At 60.0% G+C, this 24,552-nt stretch carries 20 protein-coding genes; 15 read left to right on the top strand and 5 right to left on the bottom strand.

Annotated elements, in window-relative coordinates; all coding sequences use genetic code 11:
• Nucleotides 1-56: 56 nt before the first annotated feature.
• The gene (locus tag C6382_RS24200) at nucleotides 57-1,016 is read right to left on the bottom strand and encodes a DNA translocase FtsK (RefSeq protein ID WP_218276264.1); all 960 of its coding nucleotides are present in this window, start codon (nucleotides 1,014-1,016) and stop codon (nucleotides 57-59) included.
• Between the two features lie 178 nt (nucleotides 1,017-1,194).
• Nucleotides 1,195-1,629 (bottom strand): hypothetical protein, encoded by a 435-nt coding sequence (locus C6382_RS11265; protein ID WP_107024562.1) that lies wholly within the window; start codon nucleotides 1,627-1,629, stop codon nucleotides 1,195-1,197.
• Between the two features lie 395 nt (nucleotides 1,630-2,024).
• Between C6382_RS11265 and C6382_RS11270 the strand changes: the two genes are divergently transcribed.
• Entirely contained in the window at nucleotides 2,025-2,777 is a 753-nt protein-coding gene (locus C6382_RS11270; protein WP_107024563.1) for a hypothetical protein, read from the top strand.
• Nucleotides 2,778-3,071: 294 nt separating this feature from the next.
• Here the strand turns inward: C6382_RS11270 and nadB are convergent, their stop codons facing one another.
• Entirely contained in the window at nucleotides 3,072-4,679 is a 1,608-nt protein-coding gene (nadB, locus tag C6382_RS11275) for an L-aspartate oxidase (protein WP_107024564.1), read from the bottom strand.
• Between the two features lie 433 nt (nucleotides 4,680-5,112).
• Between nadB and rpoE the strand changes: the two genes are divergently transcribed.
• From rpoE to pdxJ, 10 genes are all read left to right on the top strand, one after another.
• Nucleotides 5,113-5,694, top strand: coding sequence for an RNA polymerase sigma factor RpoE (gene rpoE / locus C6382_RS11280; protein ID WP_010220971.1), 582 nt, complete (start codon nucleotides 5,113-5,115; stop codon nucleotides 5,692-5,694).
• 31 nt (nucleotides 5,695-5,725) lie between these two features.
• Nucleotides 5,726-6,316, top strand: coding sequence for a sigma-E factor negative regulatory protein (locus tag C6382_RS11285; protein WP_107024565.1), 591 nt, complete (start codon nucleotides 5,726-5,728; stop codon nucleotides 6,314-6,316).
• Between the two features lie 12 nt (nucleotides 6,317-6,328).
• Nucleotides 6,329-7,294, top strand: coding sequence for a MucB/RseB C-terminal domain-containing protein (locus C6382_RS11290; RefSeq protein ID WP_107024566.1), 966 nt, complete (start codon nucleotides 6,329-6,331; stop codon nucleotides 7,292-7,294).
• Nucleotides 7,295-7,515: 221 nt separating this feature from the next.
• A complete protein-coding gene (locus tag C6382_RS11295) occupies nucleotides 7,516-8,898 on the top strand; it encodes a DegQ family serine endoprotease (RefSeq protein ID WP_371919614.1) in 1,383 nt (460 codons plus the stop codon).
• A 205-nt stretch (nucleotides 8,899-9,103) separates the two neighbouring features.
• Entirely contained in the window at nucleotides 9,104-10,900 is a 1,797-nt protein-coding gene (gene lepA / locus C6382_RS11300) for a translation elongation factor 4 (RefSeq protein ID WP_107024568.1), read from the top strand.
• 9 nt (nucleotides 10,901-10,909) lie between these two features.
• Nucleotides 10,910-11,764: a signal peptidase I gene (gene lepB, locus C6382_RS11305; RefSeq protein WP_107024569.1), complete on the top strand. Its 855-nt coding sequence runs from the start codon at nucleotides 10,910-10,912 to the stop codon at nucleotides 11,762-11,764.
• A 179-nt stretch (nucleotides 11,765-11,943) separates the two neighbouring features.
• Nucleotides 11,944-12,633 carry a ribonuclease III gene (gene rnc / locus C6382_RS11310; protein WP_028943430.1) on the top strand — a complete coding sequence of 230 codons (690 nt, stop codon included), beginning with the start codon at nucleotides 11,944-11,946 and terminating at the stop codon, nucleotides 12,631-12,633.
• The gene (gene era / locus C6382_RS11315) at nucleotides 12,626-13,528 is read left to right on the top strand and encodes a GTPase Era (RefSeq protein WP_038607646.1); all 903 of its coding nucleotides are present in this window, start codon (nucleotides 12,626-12,628) and stop codon (nucleotides 13,526-13,528) included. The genes rnc and era overlap by 8 nt, the downstream gene beginning before the upstream one ends.
• A gap of 57 nt (nucleotides 13,529-13,585) precedes the next feature.
• A complete protein-coding gene (gene recO / locus C6382_RS11320; RefSeq protein WP_107024570.1) occupies nucleotides 13,586-14,269 on the top strand; it encodes a DNA repair protein RecO in 684 nt (227 codons plus the stop codon).
• 62 nt (nucleotides 14,270-14,331) lie between these two features.
• Nucleotides 14,332-15,057, top strand: a complete 726-nt coding sequence (gene pdxJ, locus C6382_RS11325; RefSeq protein WP_371919615.1) for a pyridoxine 5'-phosphate synthase — start codon at nucleotides 14,332-14,334, stop codon at nucleotides 15,055-15,057.
• A gap of 75 nt (nucleotides 15,058-15,132) precedes the next feature.
• Here the strand turns inward: pdxJ and C6382_RS11330 are convergent, their stop codons facing one another.
• Together C6382_RS11330 and C6382_RS11335 are read right to left on the bottom strand one after the other, a co-directional pair.
• A complete protein-coding gene (locus C6382_RS11330) occupies nucleotides 15,133-16,518 on the bottom strand; it encodes a heavy metal sensor histidine kinase (RefSeq protein ID WP_107024572.1) in 1,386 nt (461 codons plus the stop codon).
• Nucleotides 16,515-17,189, bottom strand: coding sequence for a heavy metal response regulator transcription factor (locus tag C6382_RS11335; RefSeq protein ID WP_107024573.1), 675 nt, complete (start codon nucleotides 17,187-17,189; stop codon nucleotides 16,515-16,517). The genes C6382_RS11330 and C6382_RS11335 overlap by 4 nt, the downstream gene beginning before the upstream one ends.
• Nucleotides 17,190-17,392: 203 nt before the next feature.
• Between C6382_RS11335 and C6382_RS11340 the strand changes: the two genes are divergently transcribed.
• From C6382_RS11340 to C6382_RS11355, 4 genes are all read left to right on the top strand, one after another.
• The gene (locus C6382_RS11340; RefSeq protein ID WP_107024574.1) at nucleotides 17,393-18,646 is read left to right on the top strand and encodes a TolC family protein; all 1,254 of its coding nucleotides are present in this window, start codon (nucleotides 17,393-17,395) and stop codon (nucleotides 18,644-18,646) included.
• Nucleotides 18,647-18,676: 30 nt separating this feature from the next.
• Nucleotides 18,677-19,906 carry an efflux RND transporter periplasmic adaptor subunit gene (locus C6382_RS11345; protein WP_107024575.1) on the top strand — a complete coding sequence of 410 codons (1,230 nt, stop codon included), beginning with the start codon at nucleotides 18,677-18,679 and terminating at the stop codon, nucleotides 19,904-19,906.
• An 18-nt stretch (nucleotides 19,907-19,924) separates the two neighbouring features.
• Entirely contained in the window at nucleotides 19,925-23,086 is a 3,162-nt protein-coding gene (locus C6382_RS11350) for a CusA/CzcA family heavy metal efflux RND transporter (protein ID WP_107024576.1), read from the top strand.
• A gap of 101 nt (nucleotides 23,087-23,187) precedes the next feature.
• Nucleotides 23,188-24,510: an OprD family porin gene (locus C6382_RS11355; RefSeq protein WP_107024577.1), complete on the top strand. Its 1,323-nt coding sequence runs from the start codon at nucleotides 23,188-23,190 to the stop codon at nucleotides 24,508-24,510.
• The last annotated feature ends 42 nt before the right edge of the window (nucleotides 24,511-24,552 follow it).

Consider the following 24,552-nt stretch of genomic DNA (forward strand, 5'->3'; position numbering starts at 1 on the left):
CAATAATGAGCCCTACTCCGCACAGGGCTTTTCGCATCTGGCGTCGCTCGCGATGCTCAGTCCACACTTGGTGGAAGATTGAGTAAAACTCCAATGAATGGGCGGTCTCCCCATCCGCCAGACAGCTTTGCTTGAGCTTGTATCCTGAATACTCCTGACAAGCCTACTTCCGCCATCTGCCTGACAAACTCGGCCGCTGCATCGCGCGGGAGGTATCCAACCTTGCAGTTTTCTATGTAAACCGCGCATGCGTTGCCGTCGTGCGGGTTGTCCGGTTCGCTAACGATGTCGGCAACAAAGTCATTATCGGTCGCCATGTGTCGGCTGTTGCGAAGTTGGCGTAAAGCGGGTTGGTAGTGAGACTCGCCGACAATATCAAAGCCACATTTCTGCGACCCTGTGACTCTTCCAGATAGAGGCGGAAGTGTGACTTGCGCAGAAGGGGGTCGGGCTGACTTCTTTCCCGGTTTCGCAAGGCTGGTTTTGACGGAGATCTTAGGCTGGGTCTCGAAAGACTCCCGCTTCGGATCGCATCCCATGGAGTCGATCAGGGACGATGCAAGTTCCTGACTGGTCTTCAATGGTGGAGCAGGCTCAGATTCTGACGTCCCACCAGCTAAAGCAACGGGACTCAGAGGATCAACAAGTAATTTGTCTACTGCTTTCCCGTGGCGACCGAACTCTGCTTTGGGCGGCAGTCGGCGCGCAGCATTCCGCTCCTGCTCGCTCAAAAGGTGCCTGTTGCCATTGATATCAATCTCCGAGATAACGCAGTCATCCTCAAGAGCTTCGATAAGTCGTGCAGCTCGGTTATAGCCGATCTTCAGGTGCCGTTGAACGGAAGAGATGCTGCACTTACGGGTCGATAGCACAAAGCGCGCAGCGTCGATGTACAGGGAATCCTCGTTTTCGGTCAGCTCTGGGAGACCGACGTCAGTGTGTAGGTGAGGCGAGGACTCCGCTGGGGCTATTGTTTCCGCTGCCGACCAGCCGAATAGGGTTTTCCACCAAGACATTTAACGCTCCATGTTGCTGAGTAGAAACTGCGATGGCTTGACGAGAGCCAAGTCTTTTACTTGTTCACTTGCCATCAAACCAGCGGAGCAGCCTAAACACCTCAAGACAAAAATGTCAGGGTTGCCTCAAAATAATCTCGCTTCCTTTCGTGAGAACTACCAATGCATCAATAAAACTTCACCGCCCAAATGCTGGTTCAAATATGTTTTCACTTAAGATTTCCTGATCGAATCCTGGCGCAGCTTTAATATATATTTTGTTCGATGTGCCGTTGCGGGGCGTGTAAATCACTCTCAGCGAGAATGATCTTCCACCGTCTATCATAGGGTGGCGAAATACTCCCCAGTACACAGTTACGCCACCTGTGAGATTTCTAACCTGCTCTGATGAGTCTACGGAAAATCTATCAAATAGTTTGTGAACTGCCCCTCTGTTTATATGATGCAGTTCTTGCGTAAGCTCCTCACGCATGCTTGCGGTCGCCATGCTTAATATAGTGTTAATAGCCTTGTTATCGAACCAGACTTTAATGATAAAAAATGCAAGCAAAGAAAAACCAAAACTTGGAATAGCCAGTACGGCAGACAAAACAAAGAAGATGAGTAGGTACATTGTAATTCCTTTTTTTGTTTAGGCTTCAGTGTGTTAGGTGGCAAGCAGAGGTTACCTTGCATTGAGCATTAGGCAGTGCTCAAGATAGCGCGTTCCGGTAGAAAAGCAAAGTCTGAGATGATAACTAACAAGGTTGGTTGTGGCGAAACTGACGAATGCAAACGAAGGTCAACTCCAATCAATTTGGGCTCTCAATCGAGTAACTTGAAATGCCCCGTAAGGCCGACCCGATGAGGGACCGGTAGGGGCCTTATTTCACCTCTCGCCCGTCTTTGGGCATTCAATTAATCCAGTTTTCTGATGGCGCCTTTCATGCCACGCCGGTTCCCGTTGTCGGGGGCTGGATGACCGGCTTTGGGTGCGACCTGAAGGGCGCTACCAAAAGGAAATCGACAATGAATATGACCAACAACCCCACCGACCTGCTGCCTATCTTTATCGAAGGGCACGACTTTAAGCCAAACGCTGAGGGCCTGTGGAGCCTCACGGAAATCAACAAGGCTCTACCCGGCCTAACAAAGCCACCTGCTCAATGGCGTGGTCGTGACCGAGACTACTTCGACCGCTGTGCAAATTTGCATAGCGTGAACGGTGACAGTGGTGGCACCTATTCAACCGAGCGGGCGACCATCGCCTATGCCATGGCCTGCTCTCTGGATTTCTATGTGATGGTCGTAGATGCTTTCGTCGCCATGCGTAACCATGCCCTCCGTGAGCTTCGCCATAAGGACGCCCTCTTAGACGCCAACATGCCCAAGGCTTCGACCCTCGACTTGAAAGCCCGAGGCGCTGGTCTGACATGGACTGAAGCCTGTCGTGTGGCAGGTATCCAACAGCCACGCCTTGCCCTTGAGGCTCTGGTCTCCGTGGGCGTCTTTGTTTACCCCGTGGACAACTTTGGAACTTGTGAGGGCGCACCTCGACCACCCAAGTCCGGCTTTGAGGAAGGCGCTTTTGTGAGGGTCTCATCGGACTTTGGGAACCGTGAAGGTTGGCGAGTGAAGCCAAGCGGTCTGGATTGGCTCCGTAGCAAGTCGGAAAAGATCAACCTTAAGGTGGCCGAAATGAAGGCCCGTAAGGACAAAGCCCAGCGGGATGCCAAGGCCCGACTCAAGGAGAACCTTAAGGCATCATCCCCGGACTACTAAGTCCACCACCATCGCAAGGAGAACCCATGGACACGCTACAGCTACCTATCTGGCCTTATGGCTGTACGGGCAACTCAAGGGACATTAACGAGAAAATACAGAAAATTTGAGAATGACCACCTCATTGCATCTACAGGCTCAGGTTCCCCCGTGTGGCCTCGCTCAGGTCCTCGCAGGCGCGATAGGGACCCCCTTAAGGGCGGGCGATAAGGACCCTTGCGATGGGACAAAGATGGCCCAAAGCTGTTACAAAACGGGTCCTCAGCATGCTACGCTCAGGGCTCCTAACGTGCCTCATCTGGTCGGGGTAAGGATCGTATCCTTCGCCTCTGGCAGCATCTCTGGATAGTCCAGCGTGTAGTGCAGACCCCGAGATTCCTTGCGTTCCATGGCCGACCTGATCATCAGTTCAGCTACCTGAGCAAGGTTCCTCAACTCAATCAGGTCTCTGCTCACTTTATAGTTGCTGTAGAACTCGTCAATCTCGTCAAGCAACAGGCGCACCCGGTGCTCGGCACGTTGCAGGCGTTTGTTGGTGCGCACGATTCCCACGTAGTCCCACATGAATCGCCGAAGTTCATCCCAGTTGTGCGCAATGATCACGTCTTCGTCCGAATCGGTGACCTGACTGGCATCCCAGCAGGGCAGGGCGCGCGGCATGCTGACCTGATCCAGCTGCGTTTCGATGTCAGTGGCGGCGGCGCGGCCATAGACGAAGCATTCAAGCAGTGAGTTGCTGGCCATGCGGTTGGCACCATGCAGGCCGGTGAAACTGGTTTCACCTATCGCGTAGAGGCCGGGCACATCGCTGTGGCCGCAGTCATCAACCATGACGCCACCACAGGTGTAGTGAGCGGCAGGCACCACCGGGATCGGTTGGCGGGTGATGTCGATGCCAAACGTCAGGCAGCGTTCATATACGGTGGGGAAGTGGCTTTTGATGAAGTCTTCCGACTTGTGGCTGATGTCCAGATACACGCAGTCCACGCCCAGGCGTTTCATTTCGTGGTCGATGGCACGGGCAACGATATCGCGCGGCGCCAGCTCTTCGCGCGGGTCGAAGCGCGGCATGAAGCGTTCGCCGTTGGGCAGCCGCAGCAATGCGCCTTCACCGCGCAGCGCCTCGGTAATCAGGAAACTCTTGGCCTGCGGATGGTACAGGCAGGTGGGGTGGAACTGGTTGAACTCAAGGTTGGCCACCCGGCAGCCCGCACGCCAGGCCATGGCAATGCCATCGCCGCAGGCACCGTCGGGGTTGCTGGTGTACAGATAGACCTTGGCGGCGCCGCCGGTGGCGAGCACGGTGAAGCGTGCACCATAGGTGTCAACTTCGCCGGTATTGCGGTTGAGCACGTAGGCGCCCAGGCAGCGGTCGCCGTCCAGGCCCAGGCGCCGCTCGGTGATCAGGTCAACGGCGACCCGCTGTTCCAGCAGCTCGATGTTCGGTCGCTGACGTGCCTGGGCCAGCAGCGTGGTGAAAATCGCCGCTCCCGTAGCATCGGCAGCATGGATGATGCGTCGATGGCTGTGGCCGCCTTCACGGGTCAGGTGGAACTCAAAACCGCCGTCGTCGACACTGGCGTGTTCGTCGCGGGTAAACGGCACGCCCTGGTCGATCAGCCACTGGATCGACTCACGGCTGTGCTCGACGGTGAAGCGCACGGCGTCTTCGTGGCACAGGCCGCCACCGGCATTGAGGGTGTCTTCGACGTGGGACTGGACCGTGTCGGTGTCATCCAGTACTGCGGCAACCCCGCCCTGGGCCCAGAAGGTCGAACCGTTGGCGAGGTCACCCTTGCTCAGCACGGCAATGCGCAGATGGCCGGGGAGGTTCAGCGCCAGGCTCAGACCGGCGGCGCCGCTGCCGATCACGAGGACATCATGTTGGAGTTGTTGGCTCATGTCAGGACACTAGTATCTGAAGGGGGGGATCGGCACAATAGTCAGGCGCTTATGGCATTGTGAAACTATCGTGAATCTGGACCGGTTGCCTTTATAGCAGCCCCAAGGCCCTGATTTCCAATTGCGCATGCAGGGTCCTGGTGCTTGCTATGGGAACTTTCCATGCTGTGTGGATATCCATAGAAGGTTGCCTGCACGCCACAATGCCGCAGCGACGCCTGGCAGTAGCCCATAATCAAGGTACTGTCGGCGTATTCGAGACCCGATTATCGACGCAGCCGGCCGTGACCGCGCTGCGTTTTTCGTGCGAGCCGACCAAGGGCCGCAGGAAACTTGCTTGGAGGGGAGAACTTTTGCGAAAAGCCCGAGTCTATGGTTGCAAGCCTGAACGATGCTTCTCGCAACGCTCCTTCACGTTCACTGAGGAGTGTTCATGCTAACCCAGGAAGAGGATCAGCAGCTTGTCGAGCGCGTGCAGCGTGGCGACAGGCGAGCGTTCGATCTGTTGGTGCTGAAGTATCAGCACAAGATTCTCGGGTTGATCGTGCGTTTTGTACACGACACCCATGAAGCCCAGGATGTGGCGCAGGAAGCTTTTATCAAAGCTTACCGGGCGCTTGGTAATTTTCGCGGAGACAGTGCTTTCTACACTTGGCTGTACCGCATTGCCATCAACACGGCAAAGAACTATCTGGTGTCTCGCGGTCGGCGGCCACCGGACAGCGATGTAAGTTCCGAGGATGCGGAGTTTTACGACGGCGATCATGGCCTCAAGGATCTGGAGTCCCCCGAGCGTGCGTTGTTGCGAGATGAGATCGAAGGCACCGTCCATCGGACCATTCAGCAACTGCCAGAAGATTTACGTACGGCGTTAACTTTACGTGAATTCGATGGTCTGAGTTACGAGGACATTGCGAGCGTCATGCAGTGTCCGGTGGGTACCGTGCGCTCTCGAATCTTCCGCGCTCGGGAGGCCATAGACAAAGCCCTGCAGCCGTTGTTGCAGGAAACCTGAGACAGCGGCGACAGCCAAGAGAGGAACCGCCATGAGTCGTGAAGCTTTGCAGGAATCGCTGTCCGCGGTGATGGATAACGAAGCGGACGAACTGGAATTACGTCGGGTGTTGAACGCCGTCGATGATGCCGAAACCCGTGCCACCTGGTCGCGTTATCAGGTCGCCCGTGCGGCCATGCACAAGGAGCTGGTGCTGCCACAACTGGATATCGCCGCCGCCGTCTCTGCCGCTCTGGCTGACGAAGCCGCACCAGTCAAGGTCAGCCGTGGACCATGGCGCAGCCTGGGTCGTCTGGCCGTGGCCGCATCGGTGACTGTCGCCGTGCTGGCCGGTGTGCGCCTGTACAACCAGGACGAGATCAGTGGTGCCCAGCTGGCTGCCCAGCAACCGGTCCAGCAAGGCGTGACTGTCCCTCAAGTTCAGGGCCCAGCCGTGCTGGCAGGCTATAGTGAGAGTGCAGAGCAGCCAGGCCCGATGGCCAATGGCGTGCTGCAAGGGCAATCCGGCTGGCACGACCAGCGTCTGCCCGGCTATCTGCGCCAGCATGCTCAGGAAGCAGCCCTCAAAGGTACCGAGAGCGCTCTGCCTTATGCCCGCGCGGCCAGCCTGGAAAACCGTTAAGTAAGGAGGATCATGCGCGCGCTACCTCTCATTCCGCTGTTGCTGGGTGGCTGGCTGACACTGCCGGCCCATGCGGCCAACTCCTCACCGGAGGCGGGCGACTGGCTCAAGAAGCTGGCTCAGGCCGAGCAGCAGCAGAGTTATCAGGGTACTTTCGTTTACGAGCGTAACGGCAGCTTCTCCACTCACGATATCTGGCATCGAGTCCAGGACGGCAAGGTCAGCGAGCGCTTGCTTCAGCTCGATGGCTCGGCCCAGGAAGTCGCGCGTGTCGATGGCCATACCCAGTGCGTAAGCGGGACCCTGGTGTCTGGTGTGAGCAACATGCCGGAGTCCGCAGCGCGAGTGCTTGATCCTCTGAAGTTGATGAGCTGGTACGACCTTGGGGTCGCCGGCAAATCCCGGGTGGCGAACCGTGCCGCGGTTATCGTTACCCTGAGCCCGCGTGATCAGCATCGATATGCCTTTGAGCTGCACCTGGATCGCGAGACCGGCCTGCCGCTCAAATCGTTGATGCTCGATGACAGGGGGCGTTTGCTTGAGCGCTTCCAGTTCACCCGCCTGGATACCAGGAATGCGCCGACCGAGGACGAACTCAAGGCCAGCGAACAGTGCAAGCCGGTAATCGAAGTCGCGGCCCAGGTTGCGCAGCCCGCCAACGGCTGGCGTTCGGACTGGTTACCGCCAGGTTTTGAGCTGGTCGACAGCTCGATTGGCAAAGACCCGCAGGGCAAGAATACGGTCAACCGTCTGATGTACGATGATGGATTGGCGCGGTTTTCGGTTTATGTCGAAGCCCTGAACGGTGGCTCGGCGGCGGATATCCGCACGCAACTGGGACCTACTGTGGCGGTTTCGCGACGCTTGACCACGCCCAAGGGCGAAATGATGGTCACCGTGGTCGGCGAAATTCCGATTGGCACCGCCGAGCGGATTGCCTTGTCGATGCGGTCTCAGGATGCCCAGGCGCAAAAATGAACAGCAGGCACAGTGCTGAGCAGTCGAGGATCGCTTGGCTGACATGATTGGCAAGCTTTGCAGTTTGCAAAAAACTCAGAATTTTTCTATAGGTCAGTCCTTTCGGGGGCTGGCCTTTCCTGCTTGTGCAGGGCCCTACTGCTAACCACGCTCGATGTGACGGGAGCCGTATGTCAATACCACGCTTGAAAACCTACCTATCGTTGTTCGCCGCCGTGCTCATGCTCGGTCAGGTGGCCACCGCTGCCCAGGCCGAAGCCCTGCCGGATTTCACCACGCTGGTCGAGCAGGCCTCGCCTGCGGTGGTGAACATCAGTACCAAGCAGAAGCTGCCGGATCGCAGATATGCGACCGGTCAGGTGCCTGATCTTGAAGGTCTGCCACCGATGTTCCGCGAGTTCTTCGAGCGCAACATGCCGCAGCAGCCGCGCTCGCCGCGTGGCGACCGCCAGCGTGAAGCGCAGTCACTAGGTTCGGGCTTCATCATTTCCAGCGACGGTTACGTCCTGACCAACAACCATGTGGTCGCTGACGCTGACGAGATTGTTGTTCGTCTGTCCGATCGTAGCGAATTGCAGGCCAAGCTGGTCGGCACCGACCCGCGCACCGATGTGGCGCTGCTCAAGGTTGACGGCAAGAACCTGCCAACCGTCAAACTGGGCGACTCTGAAAAACTCAAGGTTGGCGAGTGGGTGCTGGCCATCGGTTCGCCGTTCGGTTTCGACCATTCGGTGACCAAAGGTATCGTCAGCGCCAAGGGGCGTACTCTGCCGAACGACACCTATGTGCCGTTCATCCAGACCGACGTTGCGATCAACCCGGGTAACTCCGGTGGCCCGCTGTTCAACATGAATGGTGAAGTGGTGGGGATCAACTCGCAGATATTCACTCGCTCCGGCGGCTTCATGGGCCTGTCGTTTGCCATCCCGATCGATGTGGCACTGGATGTCTCCAATCAGTTGAAGAAAGACGGTAAGGTCAGCCGCGGCTGGCTGGGTGTGGTGATTCAGGAGGTCAACAAGGACCTGGCTGAGTCCTTCGGCCTGGACAAGCCGGCCGGCGCTCTGGTGGCCCAGGTCCTGGAAGATGGCCCGGCAGCCAAGGGTGGCCTGCAGGTGGGTGACGTGATCCTGAGCATGAATGGTCAACCGATCGTCATGTCCGCCGACCTGCCACACTTGGTCGGCAGCCTGAAAGATGGTGCCAAGGCCAAGTTGGACATCATCCGCAACGGCAAGCGTCAGGACCTCGAGGTCACCGTCGGCGCGCTGCCTGACGATGATGCTGAAATCGTTGACAATGCCAACGGCGGCGTCGAGCGCAGCAGCAATCGTCTTGGCGTATCGGTGGCCGACCTGAGTGCCGAGCAGAAGAAGGCCCTGGAACTCAAGGGCGGTGTGGTCATCAAGGAAGTCCAGGATGGCCCGGCGGCCTTGATCGGCCTGCGTCCGGGTGATGTCATCAGCCACCTTAACAACCAGGCGATCCTTTCGGCCAAGCAGTTCACCGAAATTGCCAAGGAGTTGCCGAAGAACCGCTCGGTGTCGATGCGCGTGCTGCGTCAGGGGCGTGCCAGCTTCATCACCTTCAAGCTGTCTGAATAAGCCGGGTTGAACACAAGAGGGCGGCCTGGGTCGCCCTTTTTTGTGTCTGTTCGCGGGGCAAGCCGGCTCCTGCAAACTGCTGCCAGGAACGGGTTTGCCCCGCGAATAGGCGATATGGAATCTCCCATAACCTTTCAGTTTCAGGTACAATTCCCGGCTATTTTTCGGTGGGCGTCCGGCCCGCAGCCTTTTTGAGTGTTGACCCGTGAGTGATTTGAGTCATATCCGCAATTTCTCCATCATCGCCCACATTGACCATGGCAAGTCGACCCTGGCGGACCGTTTCATCCAGATGTGCGGTGGCCTGACTGCGCGTGAGATGGAGGCCCAGGTACTCGATTCCATGGACTTGGAGCGTGAACGCGGTATCACCATCAAGGCCCACAGCGTCACTCTGCATTACAAGGCGCAGGACGGCAAAACCTACCAGCTGAACTTCATTGACACCCCCGGCCACGTCGACTTCACCTATGAAGTCAGCCGCTCTCTGGCCGCCTGTGAAGGTGCGTTGCTAGTGGTCGATGCCGGTCAAGGCGTCGAGGCCCAGTCGGTCGCCAACTGCTACACCGCCATCGAGCAGGGCCTTGAGGTCATGCCGGTGCTCAACAAGATGGACCTGCCCCAGGCCGATCCGGACAAGGTCAAGGACGAGATCGAGAAGATCATCGGCATCGATGCCACCGACGCCGTGGCCTGTAGCGCGAAGAGTGGCATGGGCGTGGACGAGGTGCTCGAGCGCCTGGTGCACACCATCCCGGCGCCGACCGGTGACATCGAAGCTCCGCTCCAAGCGCTGATCATCGACTCCTGGTTCGACAACTACCTGGGCGTTGTCTCCCTGGTGCGCGTGCGTCATGGCCGCGTGAAGAAGGGCGACAAGATCCTGGTCAAGTCCACCGGCAAAATCCACCTGGTTGACAGCGTCGGTGTATTCACCCCGAAACACACCCAGACCGCTGACCTCAAAGCTGGTGAAGTAGGTTTCATCATCGCCAGCATCAAGGACATTCATGGTGCCCCGGTCGGTGACACCCTGACCCTGAGCAGCACCCCTGAAGTCGACGTGCTGCCAGGTTTCAAACGTATCCAGCCACAAGTTTATGCCGGTCTGTTCCCCGTCAGTTCCGATGATTTCGAAGATTTTCGTGATGCATTGCAGAAACTGACCCTGAACGACTCGTCGCTGCAGTACCTGCCGGAAAGTTCCGATGCGTTGGGCTTCGGCTTCCGATGCGGCTTCCTTGGCATGCTGCACATGGAAATCATCCAGGAGCGCCTGGAGCGCGAATACGACCTGGACCTGATCACTACGGCGCCAAGTGTAATCTTCGAGGTCAAACTCAAGACCGGCGAGACTATCTACGTCGACAACCCGTCGAAGCTGCCGGACGTGTCCTCGGTAGAGGACTTCCGCGAGCCGATCGTCGCCGCGACCATCCTGGTGCCTCAAGAGCACCTGGGCAACGTCATTACCCTGTGTATCGAGAAGCGTGGTGTGCAGCGTGACATGCAGTTCCTCGGTTCGCAGGTGCAAGTGCGCTACGACTTGCCGATGAACGAAGTGGTACTGGACTTCTTCGACCGCTTGAAGTCCACCAGCCGCGGCTATGCTTCGCTGGACTACCATTTTGATCGCTACCAGTCCGCCAACCTGGTCAAGCTCGATGTACTGATCAACGGTGACAAGGTTGACGCCCTGGCGCTGATTGTGCACCGCGACAACGCGCACTATAAGGGCCGCGCGTTGACTGAGAAGATGAAGGAACTGATTCCTCGGCAGATGTTCGACGTGGCAATCCAGGCCGCCATTGGCGGGCAGATTGTGGCGCGAACCACTGTCAAGGCGCTCAGAAAGAACGTACTGGCCAAATGCTACGGTGGTGACGTAAGCCGTAAGCGCAAACTGTTGGAGAAGCAGAAGGCCGGTAAGAAACGCATGAAACAGGTCGGCAACGTGGAAATTCCACAAGAAGCCTTCCTCGCCGTGCTCAGGTTGGAATAATTAGGTCCTATGTCGCTAAATTTCCCGCTTTTGCTAGTCATCGCCGTTGCCGTTTGCGGTCTGTTGGCCCTGGTCGATCTGCTGTTCCTGGCACCGCGCCGGCGTTCAGCGATCGCCAACTATCAGGGCAGCGTCAGCCAGCCCGAAATGGCCGTGGTCGAACAGTTGAACAAGGAGCCGTTGCTGGTTGAGTACGGCAAGTCGTTCTTCCCGGTACTGTTCATCGTCCTGGTGTTGCGTTCGTTTCTGGTCGAGCCTTTCCAGATCCCTTCGGGATCGATGAAGCCGACCCTGGAAGTAGGCGATTTCATCCTGGTGAACAAGTTCTCCTACGGTATTCGTCTGCCGGTGATCGACAAAAAGGTCATCGAAGTCGGTGATCCGCAGCGCGGCGACGTGATGGTGTTCCGCTATCCGAGCGACCCGAACGTCAACTACATCAAACGTGTGGTTGGCTTGCCGGGCGACCAGATTGCCTACACCAGCGACAAGAAGCTGTTCGTCAACGGCAAGCCGATTGCCGAGCAACTGGTGGGTAGCGAACCGGGCACCCTGGGCAGCGCTGAGCTGTACAAGGAAAAGCTGGGCGAGGCCGAACACCTGATCCGCAAGGAAATGAGCCGTTATCGCATGCCGCCTGACCAGCAATGGACAGTCCCGGCCGGCCATTACTTCATGATGGGCGACAACCGCGACAACTCCAACGACAGCCGTTACTGGGATGACCCCACTATTCCCAAGGCGCTGCATGGCATGGTCCCGGACCAGAACATTGTCGGCAAGGCCTTCGCGGTCTGGATGAGCTGGCCAGAGCCCAAGCTCAGCCACTTCCCGAACCTGTCGCGGGTCGGTCTGATCCAGTAACACCACAACGGCGCTGTCCTGGGACAGCGCCGAATGCATTTCTGGCATAGGCTGTGTTCAGAGGGATCTGCGGATCCAGCTGCACTGCCGACGCCGTTGGGCGTGAGCCAAATAGTCTTTCAGGATGTTGATTTGAACAAAGCGTTGAATATCGACCACGAACTGCGCGTGGGTACACTGTGAGCGTTTCTTTGAGCCGTCTCGAGCGCCAGCTCGGATACACTTTCAAGAACCAGGAGCTGATGCTGCTGGCCCTGACGCACCGCAGTTTTGCCGGGCGCAACAACGAGCGCCTGGAGTTTCTCGGCGATGCGATCCTCAACTTCGTCGCTGGCGAAGCGCTCTTCGAGCGCTTTCCGCAGGCCCGCGAAGGCCAGCTGTCGCGCTTGCGCGCGCGCCTGGTCAAGGGTGAGACCCTGGCCGTGCTGGCGCGTGGTTTCGACCTCGGTGAGTACCTGCGTTTGGGCTCCGGTGAGCTGAAAAGCGGAGGTTTTCGCCGTGAATCGATCCTGGCTGACGCCCTTGAGGCGTTGATCGGCGCGATCTATCTCGACTCGGACATGCAGACCGCCCGCGAGCGCGTGCTGGCCTGGCTGACCGGGGAGTTCGAGAGCCTGACCCTGGTCGATACCAACAAGGACCCGAAAACCCGCCTGCAAGAGTTTTTGCAGTCGCGGGCCTGTGAACTGCCGCGTTACGAAGTGGTGGATATTCAAGGTGAACCCCATTGCCGGACGTTTTTCGTCGAATGCGAAGTGACCCTTTTGACTGAAAAAAGCCGAGGGCAGGGCGTCAGCCGGCGTATCGCCGAGCAAGTCGCGGCCGCCGCAGCACTGATCGCCCTGGGCGTGGAGAATGGCAATGACTGATACGAACACCACCCGCTGCGGCTATGTCGCCATTGTCGGCCGCCCGAACGTCGGCAAATCGACCCTGCTCAACCACATCCTCGGCCAGAAGCTGGCGATCACCTCGCGCAAGCCGCAGACCACCCGGCACAACATGCTGGGGATCAAGACCGAGGGTGATATCCAGGCGATCTACGTCGATACCCCAGGCATGCACAAGAGCAACGAAAAGGCGCTCAACCGCTACATGAACAAAACCGCCTCGGCCGCCCTCAAGGACGTCGATGTGGTGATCTTCGTGGTCGACCGTACCAAGTGGACCGACGAAGACCAGCTGGTACTGGAGCGTGTGCAGTACGTGCAGGGCCCGGTGATCCTGGCGATCAACAAGACCGACCGGATCGAAGAGAAAGCCGAGCTCATCCCGCACCTGCAGTGGCTGCAGGAGCAACTGCCAAACGCCGAGATCGTGCCGATCTCCGCGCAGCAGGGGCACAACCTCGAAGCGCTGGAAGGCCTGATCGCCAAGCACCTGCCGGAGAACGATCACTTCTTCCCGGAAGACCAGATCACCGACCGCAGCAGCCGTTTCCTGGCCGCTGAACTGGTGCGTGAGAAGATCATGCGCCAGCTGGGTGCGGAGCTGCCGTACCAGATCACCGTGGAAATCGAAGAGTTCAAGCAGCAGGGCAAGATCCTGCACATCCATGCACTGATCCTGGTCGAGCGTGACGGCCAGAAAAAGATCATCATTGGCGACAAGGGTGAGCGCATCAAGCGGATCGGCTCCGAGGCGCGCAAGGACATGGAAGTACTGTTCGACGCCAAGGTCATGCTCAACCTCTGGGTCAAGGTCAAAGGCGGCTGGTCCGACGACGAGCGCGCCCTGCGTTCGCTGGGCTACGGCGACCTCTGATCGCATCAGGCCCGGCAGCGTCCGCTGTCGGGTCGAACCTTTTCTGAAGCGCTACTCATGGAACTGCCAGTTGGCCAACCGGCCTACGTGCTGCACAGCCGGGCCTACCGTGAAACCAGTGCGCTGGTGGACTTCCTCACCCCACAAGGGCGCCTGCGCGCTGTGCTGCGCCGTGCGCGTGGCAAGAGCGGCAGCCAGGCGCGACCTTTCGTCCCCCTTGAAGTCGAATTTCGTGGTCGTGGCGAGCTGAAGACGGTCGGCCGCCTGGACAGCCTCGGCGTGGCTGCCTGGCTCAATGGCGATGCTTTGTTCAGTGGCCTCTATCTCAACGAACTGCTGATTCGCCTGTTGCCCGCCGAGGATCCGCATCCGCTTGTGTTCGAGCACTATGCGGCCACCTTGCAGGCGTTGGCTGCCGGGCGGCCGCTGGAACCGCTGCTGCGGGCCTTTGAGTGGCGCTTGCTGGATGAACTGGGCTACGGCTTTGCCCTGGACCAGGACATCAATGGTGAGCCTCTGGTTGTCGATGGCCTGTATCGACTGCAGGTGGACGCCGGACTTGAACGGGTCTACCTGCTGCAGCCCGGTTTGTTCCGCGGCGACGAGCTGGCCGCCATGGCCGCAGCCGACTGGAATGTCCCCGGTGCCTTGAGTGCAGCCAAGCGCCTGATGCGCCAGGCGCTGGCCGTGCACCTGGGTGGACGGCCACTGGTCAGTCGGGAACTGTTTCGCAAGCGCTGAGCACGTCGTATGCTGTCAGGCTAAATCTTCAGGAGAGCCTCTTCGTGACTCAAAGCAACCGCATGCTCCTCGGCGTGAACATCGACCACGTGGCGACCCTGCGCCAGGCGCGTGGCACGCGCTACCCCGACCCGGTCAAGGCCGCACTGGACGCCGAAGAGGCGGGCGCCGACGGCATCACCGTGCACCTGCGCGAAGACCGCCGGCATATCCAGGAGCGCGACGTGCTGGTGCTCAAGGATGTGCTGCAGACGCGCATGAACTTCGAAATGGGGGTGACCGAAGAAATGATGGCCTTCGCCGAGCGTATCCGCCCGGCGCACATCTGCCTGGTCCCGGAAACCCGCCAGGAACTGACCACCGAAGGTGGCCTGGACGTGGCCGGTCAGGAAGCGCGGATCAAGGCTGCGGTTGAACGCCTGTCGCGCATGGGCTCGGAAGTGTCCCTGTTCATCGACGCCGATGAGCGTCAGATCGAAGCTTCGCGTCGCGTCGGTGCACCGGCGATCGAACTGCACACCGGCCGCTATGCCGATGCCGAAACCCCGGCAGACGTTGCTGAAGAGCTCAAGCGCGTAGCTGACGGCGTGGCTTTTGGCCTGGCCCAGGGGCTGATCGTCAACGCCGGTCATGGCCTGCATTACCACAACGTTGAAGCGGTGGCCGCGATCAAGGGCATCAACGAATTGAACATTGGCCATGCGCTGGTGGCGCATGCGCTGTTCGTTGGCTTCAAGTCGGCAGTGGCGGAGATGAAGGCGTTGATCACGGCTGCAAGCCGTCATTAAAAACATCGCGGGGCAAGCCCGCTCCCATCGGGATGGTGAATAACCGGTGGGAGCAGGCTTGCCCCGCGATGCAGTCTACAAACCCTGGAAAATCAGACTGAATCGGGTCAACCTATTCACCTCACTGCTCACCTCAACCCGCCCGCCATGCACGTCCATGATCGACTTGACGATCGCCAACCCCAATCCCGTCCCGCCTTCCAGCCGCGAACGTCCTGAGCCTGCCCGGTAAAAGCGTTCGAACAGGTACGGCAGATGCAGCTGTTCGATACCCGGCCCGTGGTTCTCGACCCACAGACAGACCTCATCCCCGCAGCGCTCGATCGCAATATCAATCGGCAGCCCCTCAGGGCTATGGCGAATGGCATTGCTCAACAGATTCGACAACGCCCGTTGCACCATCAAACGATCAGCCATGATCGAGCCCCAGCCGTGCAGGCGCAGGCTGATGCCTTTTTGTTCGCTGCTGAACTCGAACAGCTCACTGACGCGCTTGGCTTCATCGGCCAGGTTCACTGGTTTAAGCGGCAGCTGGGCATGAGGCTGACTGACCTGGGCGAGAAACAGCATGTCATTGATGATCCGGCTGAGCCGGGTCAGCTCTTCAATGCTGGCTTCCAGCACTTCCTTGTATTGCTCGACGGGACGCTCCCGGCTCAGGGTCACCTGAGCCTTGCCCATCAGGTTGCCGATGGGCGTGCGCAACTCATGGGCGAGGTCGTCGGAAAACTGCGAAAGTTGCTGCACGCCGCCATCAAGGCGGTCGAGCATGACATTCATGGCATGGGCCAGCTCCTTCAGCTCTTGGGGCAAGTCATCCAGTGGCAAGCGCAAGGCCAGTTGTTGAGCGGAAACCTGCCCGGCGATCTGGCTGAACCGGCGCAGCGGCGCCAGGCCGCGCTGCACCAGCTTCCAGGCAGCAAAACCGATCAACAGCACCAGAAATGGCAGAGCCAGCAGTGTCGATCGCAGGTAGGCCTGCAACAGGCTGTGGTCGTCAGCGAGGTTGACGGTGAGCAACACGCGAACATCGGTGCCGTCCTGCAAGCGCGCCAGCCGCGAGGCGGTTAGCAGGTGATTGTCATCGCTGTCGCGCCATTGCTCAAAGGCCAGCTCGGGGCTGCCGGGAATCTGCAGCAGGGCTTCGGCGTCGAGTCCCGGGCCCAGAGTCAACAGGGCCGAATGCCGGCCGGTCAGGGCGATCACGCTCAGGCTCAGGTTGTCATGCCCCATCACCACATCCAGAAGCGGGTGTGCAGAGGTTTGCAGGTCACCGGACTTGAGGTCGATGCTCAGGCCGTGTTCGATCTGCGCCATTTTCGCCGTCAGGCTTTTGCGCGCCCGACTGTCCAGTTCGTGGTCCAGGGCCAGTACCGCCAGGCAGGCCATGAGCAGGACCAGCGCCGCGCCCATCAGGCTGACGCTCAGGCCCAGGCGCAGGGAAAGCCGTGCCGGTTTCATTCGCGCGCCTCAAGCACATAGCCGACGCCGCGCAGGGTGTGGATCAGCTTGTTGTCGAACGGGTCGTCGATCTTGGCGCGCAAGCGGCGGATCGAGACCTCCACCACGTTGGTGTCGCAGTCGAAGTTCATGTCCCAGACCAGCGAAATGATCTGTGTGCGCGACAGCACTTCGCCGCTCTGGCGCATCAACAGGTGCAGCAGGGCGAACTCCTTGGCCGTCAGGTCGATACGCTGGCCGCCGCGGTAAGCCCGGTGACGACCAGGGTCCAGCTCGAGGTCGGCGACTTTCAAGGTGTTCGGTTGCAGAGCCTGATCGTTGCGCCGCAACAGGCTGCGGATACGCGCCAGCAACTCTGGAAACTCGAAGGGCTTGAGCAGGTAGTCGTCGGCGCCCAGGTCCAGGCCTTTGACACGGTCCGAGAGCCGACCGTGAGCGGTGAGCATCATGATCCGTGTGCTGGAGTCGGCGCGCAGGCGCTGCAGCACGGTCCAGCCATCGAGCTCGGGCAGGTTGACGTCGAGAATGATCAGGTCGTAGGCCTGCTGGCGGGCCAGGTGCAGGCCATCGGCACCGCTGTGGGCGCAATCGACGATGTAGCCGTTTTCGCTCAGGCCCTGCTGCAGGTAATCGGCGGTGCGAAGCTCGTCCTCGATAATCAGTAAGCGCATGAAATGACCCGGTGTTGTGAAAAACGTTGATTCTCAACCCTGAAGTAACTTGAAGGTCAAGGGCTGGAAGGCGTCAAGCGGCGGATACTAAGTCATCTTGTGCTGGGGAACGGCTGGATTACAGATTTGTAATTTTCAAGTCATCTTGGGGATAAACCCAGATTACTACAGTGCGGGCTCCAAAAAAGGCGCAGGAGTCCGCCATGTTTTGCATCCTGGACAGGCCTGGCACAGGCCGTGGCCGTATTCTGCTGACGTTGGTATTGCTGGCTTTGCCCGGCGTGACCCTGGCCCAGGGCGCCGTGTTGACCCTCGACAGCGCCCTGCAAACGGCCCAGGCCAACAATCCTGAGCTGGCGGCAGCGCGTTGGGGTATTGATATCGCCGAAGGTGAACGGCGTCAGGCCGGGGTGCTGCCCAACCCCGAGCTGAGCTGGGAGGTAGAAGACACCCGCAATGGCTCGCAGACCACCACAGTCAGCGTCAGTCAGATGTTTGAGCTGGGCGGCAAGCGCGGTGCGCGGCTGGGCTTGGCCGGGCGCGATTCGGAGCTGGCAGGTCTGGAGCTGGAGCGCCAGCGCAATGCCCTGCGTGCCGAAGTGATCGGCGCCTTCCAGGCAGCGGTGCAGGCCCAGGAAGGCCTGCAACTGGCCGAGCAGTCTCTGCGCTTGAGTGAGCGGGCATTGCAGGTGGTGCAGGGGCGGGTCAAGGCTGGCAGCGCTTCGCCGGTGGAGGCGACGCGGGCGCAGGTGCAGCTGTCTGAAGTGCGCCTGGAGCAAGCGCGCGCCGAACAGGCCCTGACGGTTGCCTATCAGCAACTGGCGGCGGCGACTGGAGCGCCCATGGCTGAGTTCAGCCGGGTCGAAAGCGTTGGTAACGAAGAGCCCGACGTCCCGAGCCGTACCCAACTGCTCGAACGTCTGGAGCAAACGCCGGCTATGCGCCTGGCCAGGACACAGATCGATCAACGCGATGCGGCTCTGGACCTGGCGCGCACGCAGCGAATTCCTGACCTGACCGTGAGCGTTGGTAGCCAGTACAGCGAAACCGATCGCGAACGCGTCAACGTGGTCGGGGTGTCGTTGCCGATTCCGCTGTTCGACCGCAACCAGGGCAATGTCCTGGCCGCCGCCCGCCGCGCCGATCAGGCCCGCGACCAGCGTAACGGCACCGAACTGCGGCTGCGCAGTGAAGTGATCCAGGCCCTGGCTCAGTGGCGCACCGCTGCCAGGGAAGTGCAGGACTTCGACCGTTCGATCCTGCCGTCGGCGCAGCAGGCAGTGGATGCTGCCACGCGAGGCTTTGAGCGCGGCAAGTTCGCTTTTCTCGATGTTCTTGATGCCCAGCGCACCCTGGTGGCCGCACGGCTGCAGTACCTCCAGGCCCAGGCTCAGCGCAGCGAAGCTCGGGTGCGCCTGGAGCGAATTTTCGGCGACCTGAGCCTGGCCAGCCGCTGAGCCTGATCGACTTTCCCCTAAGGAGACTGCATGAACAAGAAGTCCACCACGCTGCTGATCGCTGTCTTGTTGCTGGGCCTGGGGCTGGGGGTGCTGCTGGCGCGCCAGACCGCTCCGCAGCCACAGGCGGCAACGCCAGCACCGGCCCAAGATCACACTGAAGGTGATCATGATGAAGAGGAACAAGGCGAGCACGGGCATGCCGAGTCTGCAGCAGGGCACGCGCAAGAAGAGGGCGCTATCAGCCTCAGCCAGGAGCAGATCGCGCTGGCCGGGATTGAACTGGCCGCTGTCGCGCCACAGCAATTGCAACGCAGCCTGTCACTGCCGGGTGAGATTCGCTTCGATGAAGAGCGCACCGCGCATATGGTGCCGCGAGCCGCTGGAGTGGTCGAATCGGTCGCCGTGGTGCTTGGTCAGCAGGTCAAGGCCGGTGACTTGCTGGCGGTGATTGCCAGCCCGCAGATCTCCGAACAGCGTAGCGAACTGGCTGCGAGTCAGCGGCGTCTGGAACTGGCGCGCAGCACCTATCAGCGGGAAAAGGACCTGTGGCAGGAAGGTATTTCGGCCGAACAGGACTACCTGCAGGCCCGCCAGAACCTGCAGGAGGCTGAGATTGCCCAGGCCAACGCCCGGCAGAAAATCAGCGCCCTGAGCGGCACCACGGTGCTGGCCGGCGGCAACCGCTACGAGCTGCGCGCGCCGTTTGCCGGGCAGATCGTCGAGAAGCATCTGGTACCGGGCGAGGTGGTCAACGAAGCCAGTGCCGCCTTCACCCTGTCCGACCTCTCGCGCGTGTGGGCCACTTTTGGCGTGGCGCCGCGCGATCTGGGCAAGGTCCGCGCCGGCATGGCCGTGACCATTGTCGCCAGCGAGCTGGGCGAGCAGGTTGAAGGGCGCATCAGTCATGTCGGCAGCCTGCTCGGTGAGCAGACCCGCACCGCCAGTGTTCGCGTCACCCTCGACAATCCGCGAGGCGCCTGGCGCCCGGGCCTGTTCGTGGCCGTGCAGGTGCCGAGCGAAACCTTTGCCGCCGCCTTGGCGGTGCCTGATCAGGCGATCCAGAGCCTCGAAGAAAAGCCCACCGTGTTCGTGCGCACCACCGAGGGCTTCGTCGCCCAGGCGGTGGAGCTGGGCGCCAGTGCCAACGGCTATGTAGAGATTCGCAAGGGCCTGCAAGCCGGTCAGCAGGTGGCGGCGTTGGGCAGCTTCGTTCTCAAGTCGGAGCTGGGCAAAGCCAGCGCCGAACATGCCCATTGACCCGCGCGAGTACCTCTCATGTTCGAACGCCTAATTCAATTTGCCATCGAGCAGCGCCTGATGGTGCTGCTGGCGGTGCTGCTGATGGCCGGGCTCGGTGTGGCCAGCTATCAGAAGCTGCCGATCGATGCGGTCACGGACATTACCAACGTCCAGGTCCAGATCAACACCCAGGCAGCGGGCTTCTCGCCGCTGGAAACCGAACAACGCATCACCTTCGCCATCGAGACGGCCATGGCCGGTTTACCCGGCCTTGAACAGACCCGCTCGCTGTCGCGTTCGGGGTTGTCGCAGGTGACGGTGATCTTCGAGGAAGGCACCGACCTGTTCTTCGCCCGGCAGTTGGTCAACGAGCGTCTGCAGCAAGCCCGTGAGCAACTGCCCGAAGGCGTAGAGGCGGCGATGGGCCCGATCTCCACCGGCCTGGGCGAGATTTTCCTGTGGACGGTAGAAGCTGCCGAGGATGCGCGCAAGGCGGATGGTAGCCTGTATACGCCCACCGACCTGCGCGAGATCCAGGACTGGATCATCAAGCCGCAACTGCGCAATGTCCGTGGAGTGGCGGAGATCAACACCATTGGCGGCTTCGCCAAGGAATACCAGATTGCCCCGGACCCCAAGCGCCTGGCGTCCTACAAGCTGACCTTGAGTGACTTGCTGACCGCCCTGGAGCGCAACAACGCCAACGTCGGTGCCGGTTACATCGAGCGTCGCGGTGAGCAGTTGCTGATCCGCGCACCGGGGCAACTGGCGGGCATTGACGATATTGCCAACATCGTCCTGGCCAACATCGACGGGACACCGATTCGCGTACGTAACGTCGCTGAAGTCGGTATCGGCCGTGAGCTGCGCAGTGGCGCGGCCACTGAGAACGGCCGGGAAGTGGTGCTCGGCACGGTGTTCATGCTGATTGGCGAGAACAGTCGCACGGTGTCCAAGGCCGTGGCGCAGAAACTGGTCGAGATCAACCGTTCGCTGCCTGCCGGGGTCAGCGCGGTGACGGTCTATGACCGCACCAACCTGGTCGACAAAGCCATTGCCACGGTAAAGAAAAACCTCATCGAAGGCGCGATCCTGGTGATCGTGATTCTGTTCCTGTTCCTCGGCAACATCCGCGCTGCGCTGATCACCGCCATGGTCATTCCGCTGTCGATGCTGTTCACCTTTACCGGTATGTTCAGCAACAAGGTCAGCGCCAACCTGATGAGCCTCGGCGCTCTGGACTTCGGCATCATCGTTGATGGTGCGGTGGTGATCGTCGAGAACGCCATTCGCCGTCTGGCCCACGCGCAACAGCATCATGGTCGCCTGCTGACCCGCTCCGAGCGCTTTCATGAAGTCTTCAACGCCGCCCGCGAGGCACGTCGTCCTCTGATCTTCGGGCAACTGATCATCATGGTGGTGTACCTGCCGATCTTTGCCCTGAGCGGGGTCGAGGGCAAGATGTTCCACCCCATGGCCTTCACTGTAGTGATCGCCTTGCTCGGAGCGATGCTGCTTTCGGTGACCTTCGTGCCGGCGGCGATTGCCCTGTTTGTCACCGGCAAGGTCAAGGAAGACGAGAACCTGCTGATGCGCAGCGCCAAGCGTGGCTACGCACCGCTGTTGCGTTGGGTCATGGGCCATCGGCCACTGGCGTTTGGCCTGGCTGCGGTGATGGTGTTGTTGTCCGGCGTGCTGGCCAGTCGCATGGGCAGCGAGTTCGTGCCGAGCTTGAGCGAGGGTGATTTCGCCCTGCAGGCGTTGCGCGTGCCTGGCACCAGCCTGAGTCAGTCGGTGGCCATGCAGCAGCGCCTGGAGCAGAGTGTGTTGAGCCAGGTGCCCGAGGTCGAGCGGGTGTTCGCACGGACCGGGACTGCCGAGATCGCCTCGGACCCGATGCCGCCGAATATCTCTGACAGCTATGTGATGCTCAAGCCGCAAGACCAGTGGCCGGACCCAAGCAAATCACGCGAGCAGTTGATCGCCGATATCCAGCGCGCCAGTGCCCGAGTGCCAGGCAGCAACTATGAGTTGTCACAACCGATCCAGTTGCGTTTCAACGAGCTGATCTCCGGGGTGCGCAGTGATGTCGCAGTCAAGGTCTTCGGTGACGATATGGATCAGCTCAACCGCACCGCCGCACAGATTGCCGCGACGCTGCAGGCGGTGCCGGGGGCATCGGAAGTCAAGGTCGAGCAGACCTCGGGATTGCCGGTGCTGACCATTGACGTCGATCGCGACAAGGCGGCGCGCTACGGGCTCAATGTCGGTGATGTGCAAGACACCATCGCCGTGGCGGTTGGCGGACGTCAGGCCGGCACCCTGTACCAGGGCGACCGCCGCTTCGACATGGTAGTGCGCCTGTCTGACAACCTGCGTACCGACATCGACGGTCTGTCGCAGTTGTTGATCCCGGTGCCGGCAGGTACTGCCGGTAATGGCCAGATCGGTTTTATCACCCTGGCCGATGTCGCCAGCCTGCAGCTGGTTCAGGGACCCAATCAGATCAGCCGTGAAGACGGCAAGCGACTGGTGGTGGTCAGTGCCAACGTGCGCGGGCGTGATATCGGCTCCTTTGTCGAGGAGGCCGGTGAGCGCATCGACAGCCAGGTCAGCATCCCGGCCGGTTACTGGATTCGCTGGGGTGGACAGTTCGAGCAGTTGCAGTCGGCGGCGCAGCGTTTGCAGGTGGTGGTGCCGGTCGCCTTGCTGCTGGTGTTCGGCTTGCTGTTCATGATGTTCAACAACCTCAAGGACGGCTTGCTGGTGTTCACCGGTATACCCTTTGCCTTGACCGGAGGCGTGGTGGCGCTGTGGCTACGGGATATTCCGCTGTCGATTTCGGCCGGGGTCGGTTTCATTGCCTTGTCGGGTGTGGCGGTACTCAACGGCCTGGTGATGATTGCCTTTATCCGCGGCTTGCGTGAGCAGGGGCGGACATTGCACCAGGCCATCGATGAAGGCGCGTTGACTCGTCTGCGGCCTGTACTGATGACTGCGCTGGTAGCCTCTCTGGGCTTTATTCCCATGGCTCTGGCCACCGGCACTGGCGCCGAGGTGCAGCGACCGCTGGCGACCGTGGTGATCGGCGGGATTCTTTCTTCCACCGCGTTGACCCTATTGGTGTTGCCGGCGTTGTACTACCGGGCCCACCGCAAGGACGAAGAAGACGACACCAGTGAAGTGACGAAACTGTAATTTCACGCTCATCTTCGGGTTATTCAGCCCTTGTCAGGATACCCATGGCGGCCGCATCAGCGGCCGTCGTGCGTATTACGGCGAATAATCAGGAGTTGAAGATGGGGAATAAAACCACAACCTGTATCACCGGCGTCCTGGCCTTGGCCAGCTGTTCAGTCGGCAATGCTAGCGTCGAGCCCCGGGGCTTTGTCGAGGACAGTAGCCTGACGCTGCTCAGTCGCAATTTTTACTTCAATCGCGACTATCGCAAGGGTGGCGAGTCACCCACCGGCAAGGCCGGGTATGCCCAAGCCTGGGCCCAGGCGTTTATCGCCCGTTTCCACTCGGGCTACACCCAGGGCACCGTCGGCTTTGGTCTCGACGCCTATGCCATGCTTGCGCTCAAGCTCGACAGTGGCGACGGCCGCAGTGGTGGGCGAAGCTCATTCGATATGTTGCCGGTCGATAGCAACGGCGACACCGCGAGCAACTTCAGCAAGCTGGGCGGCGCCCTCAAGGCGCGCCTGTTCGACACTGAAATCAAAGTGGGCGATGTATTCCCGACCACGCCGGTGGTGCATTTTGGCGATTCACGCTTGCTGCCGGAAAGCTTCAGCGGCTGGACCCTGGAAAACACCACGCTGGAAGGTCTCACTCTGCAGGGTGGACGCCTGCATGCCATGAGCCAACCGCTCTCGAGCAACAACCGTGACGGCTTCGAGACTTTCTACGCAGGCCCCGTCGACTCGCCGTGGTTGGGCTACTTCGGCGGTGACTACCAGGCCACCGACAACCTCGGCCTCAGTCTCTACAGCAGTCGTCTGAAGGATGGCTGGGATCAGTACTACGCGGGTGTCAGCTATCAGTATCCGATCACAGAGCAGCTCAGTGTCTTTACCGGTTTCAACTACTACAAGGCCAAGGACCAGGGCCAGCAGTTGTTGGGCACCTTCGATAATGACATCTGGAGTGCCAAGGTGGGCGTGAGCTATGGCGCCCACACCCTGGCGTTGTCGCATCAACGCAACGAAGGCGACAACGACTTCGACTACCTGCGCCAGTCCGACTCGATCTACCTCGACAACTCGATCCAGTACAGCGACTTCAACTCACCCAAGGAGCGCTCGTGGATGCTGCGCTACGACCTGGACATGGCCAGCTATGGCGTACCTGGCTTGACCTTCATGACCCGCTACGGGCGTGGCAGCGACGCTGATTACTCTGATGCCAACGCGGTGTACATGCGCCGTGATGCCGAGGGTAATCCACTGACCGATCAGAAGCGTTGGGAGCGCGATATCGAAGCGAGATATGTGGTGCAGTCGGGCACCTTCAAAGACCTGTCACTGCGCATGCGTCAGGCCACCACCCGGGCCACGGCGTTCGAGTCGGACCTGGACGAAGTGCGCCTGATTGTGGAGTACCCGCTGACCCTGTTGTAGGGCGTTTCTTGCAACACTGTAATGTCCTGCTCACCTTGTCGT

This window comes from Pseudomonas sp. BBP2017 (genome assembly GCF_003024385.1).
GTDB lineage: Bacteria > Pseudomonadota > Gammaproteobacteria > Pseudomonadales > Pseudomonadaceae > Aquipseudomonas.

What these genes read in the sequence shown, in the direction of transcription:
- C6382_RS24200 (WP_218276264.1), bottom strand. Translation starts at nt 1,016, where the DNA reads ATGTCTTGGTGGAAAACCCTATTCGGCTGGTCGGCAGCGGAAACAATA.
- C6382_RS11265 (WP_107024562.1), bottom strand. Translation starts at nt 1,629, where the DNA reads ATGTACCTACTCATCTTCTTTGTTTTGTCTGCCGTACTGGCTATTCCA.
- C6382_RS11270 (WP_107024563.1), top strand. Translation starts at nt 2,025, where the DNA reads ATGAATATGACCAACAACCCCACCGACCTGCTGCCTATCTTTATCGAA.
- nadB (WP_107024564.1), bottom strand. Translation starts at nt 4,679, where the DNA reads ATGAGCCAACAACTCCAACATGATGTCCTCGTGATCGGCAGCGGCGCC.
- rpoE (WP_010220971.1), top strand. Translation starts at nt 5,113, where the DNA reads ATGCTAACCCAGGAAGAGGATCAGCAGCTTGTCGAGCGCGTGCAGCGT.
- C6382_RS11285 (WP_107024565.1), top strand. Translation starts at nt 5,726, where the DNA reads ATGAGTCGTGAAGCTTTGCAGGAATCGCTGTCCGCGGTGATGGATAAC.
- C6382_RS11290 (WP_107024566.1), top strand. Translation starts at nt 6,329, where the DNA reads ATGCGCGCGCTACCTCTCATTCCGCTGTTGCTGGGTGGCTGGCTGACA.
- C6382_RS11295 (WP_371919614.1), top strand. Translation starts at nt 7,516, where the DNA reads ATGCTCGGTCAGGTGGCCACCGCTGCCCAGGCCGAAGCCCTGCCGGAT.
- lepB (WP_107024569.1), top strand. Translation starts at nt 10,910, where the DNA reads ATGTCGCTAAATTTCCCGCTTTTGCTAGTCATCGCCGTTGCCGTTTGC.
- era (WP_038607646.1), top strand. Translation starts at nt 12,626, where the DNA reads ATGACTGATACGAACACCACCCGCTGCGGCTATGTCGCCATTGTCGGC.
- recO (WP_107024570.1), top strand. Translation starts at nt 13,586, where the DNA reads ATGGAACTGCCAGTTGGCCAACCGGCCTACGTGCTGCACAGCCGGGCC.
- pdxJ (WP_371919615.1), top strand. Translation starts at nt 14,332, where the DNA reads ATGCTCCTCGGCGTGAACATCGACCACGTGGCGACCCTGCGCCAGGCG.
- C6382_RS11330 (WP_107024572.1), bottom strand. Translation starts at nt 16,518, where the DNA reads ATGAAACCGGCACGGCTTTCCCTGCGCCTGGGCCTGAGCGTCAGCCTG.
- C6382_RS11335 (WP_107024573.1), bottom strand. Translation starts at nt 17,189, where the DNA reads ATGCGCTTACTGATTATCGAGGACGAGCTTCGCACCGCCGATTACCTG.
- C6382_RS11340 (WP_107024574.1), top strand. Translation starts at nt 17,393, where the DNA reads ATGTTTTGCATCCTGGACAGGCCTGGCACAGGCCGTGGCCGTATTCTG.
- C6382_RS11345 (WP_107024575.1), top strand. Translation starts at nt 18,677, where the DNA reads ATGAACAAGAAGTCCACCACGCTGCTGATCGCTGTCTTGTTGCTGGGC.
- C6382_RS11350 (WP_107024576.1), top strand. Translation starts at nt 19,925, where the DNA reads ATGTTCGAACGCCTAATTCAATTTGCCATCGAGCAGCGCCTGATGGTG.
- C6382_RS11355 (WP_107024577.1), top strand. Translation starts at nt 23,188, where the DNA reads ATGGGGAATAAAACCACAACCTGTATCACCGGCGTCCTGGCCTTGGCC.